This window comes from Streptomyces kebangsaanensis (genome assembly GCF_001906585.1).
GTDB lineage: Bacteria > Actinomycetota > Actinomycetes > Streptomycetales > Streptomycetaceae > Streptomyces > Streptomyces kebangsaanensis.
Map to the genome: position 1 here is coordinate 98,762 of NZ_JUJA01000155.1, position 1,205 is coordinate 99,966.

Below are 1,205 nucleotides of genomic sequence, written 5' to 3' on the forward strand. Positions count from 1 at the left end.
GGATAGAGGCGGTGCAGTTCGCCGAGCAGCTCCTTCTCGGTGGTCGCCGGGTCGGCGTCCTCGGGCAGGGCGTAGGCGTGCAGTTCCACGACCGAGCCGCCGGTGCGGGCGGCCCAGCGGGCGGCCTCGCCCTCCCAGCCGCTGAGCACGCTGACGTTGTCCAGCGCGCCGTATCCGCTGGTGCCGAGGAAGCCGGGCCGGTCCGCGCGCACGGGCCGGTCCAGCCACAGACGGGAGACCAGGAAGGGCGGGGCGGTGCGCAGCCGCGCCACCCGCTCCCGCCACCCGGCGTCGCCGAGAGTGCCGGAGCGGGCCACCAGCGCGCGCAGGCCCGCCGGATCGAGGGCGAGGACCACCGCGTCGTACGGCTCCTCGCCGTTCGCGGCGGCCACGGTGAAGCCGCCCGCGGGCAGCACCGCGACCCCCTCCACGGCGGTGCCGGTGCGCACCCGCGCGCCGAGCCGGCGCAGACGTCCGGCGAGCGGGTCCCACAGCGCCTGCGGAAACGGTTCCCGGGGTACGTCGAACAGCAGGCCCTCGGCCGAGCCGAGGAAGTAGACGTGGAACATCAGCGCCATCTCCGCGGCCGACAGCTCCCGGGGATCGGCGAAGAAGCTGCGGGAGAACACCTCGAAGGCCAGGTGCCGCGCCGCCGCGGGGAAGCCGATCGTCTCCAGGAAGTCGTGCGCGCTGACGTGGTCGAGCCGGCCGTACACCTCGGGGACCCGCACGTCCAGCAGCGGCAGCGCCGCCCGTGCGTTCATCCGGGCCAGGCCGCGCAGGGAGAACGACTCGCTCAGCGCCACGAACCCGAGCGCGCTCAGCGGCGGTGTGCGCGGCACGTGCCGGAAGCTGTCCTGCCGGCCGCCGGCATGGCGCAGGGGGTAGTCGGGCAGGCCGGTCAGGCGGGACAGGGCCGGGTCGGTGCGGCGCAGCAGGGCGCGCAGGTTGTAGTACTGCCGGAAGAAGGCGTGGAAGCCGCGGCTCATCGTCACCGCCGTACCGTCGGCCAGACGGGTGGGCCAGCCGGCCAGCCGTCCGCCGAGCTGCGCCTCGCGCTCGTACAGGGTGGTCCGTACGCCGCGCTCGGCCAGCGCGGTGGCCGCGGTCAGCCCGGCGATGCCGCCCCCGACGACGGCCGCTCGCGGCGCGCCGGCCTCCTCGGCGCGCTCGGCGCCCGGCGGTGCGGGCAGCAGCCGGGCCAG

The 1,205-nt window shown here is 76.3% G+C and carries 1 protein-coding gene; it reads right to left on the bottom strand.

The annotated features are described in order from the left end of the window. The coding region (locus tag RH94_RS26170) for an FAD-dependent oxidoreductase (RefSeq protein WP_407697356.1) at positions 1-1,205 on the bottom strand (1,205 nt) is incomplete at its 3' end.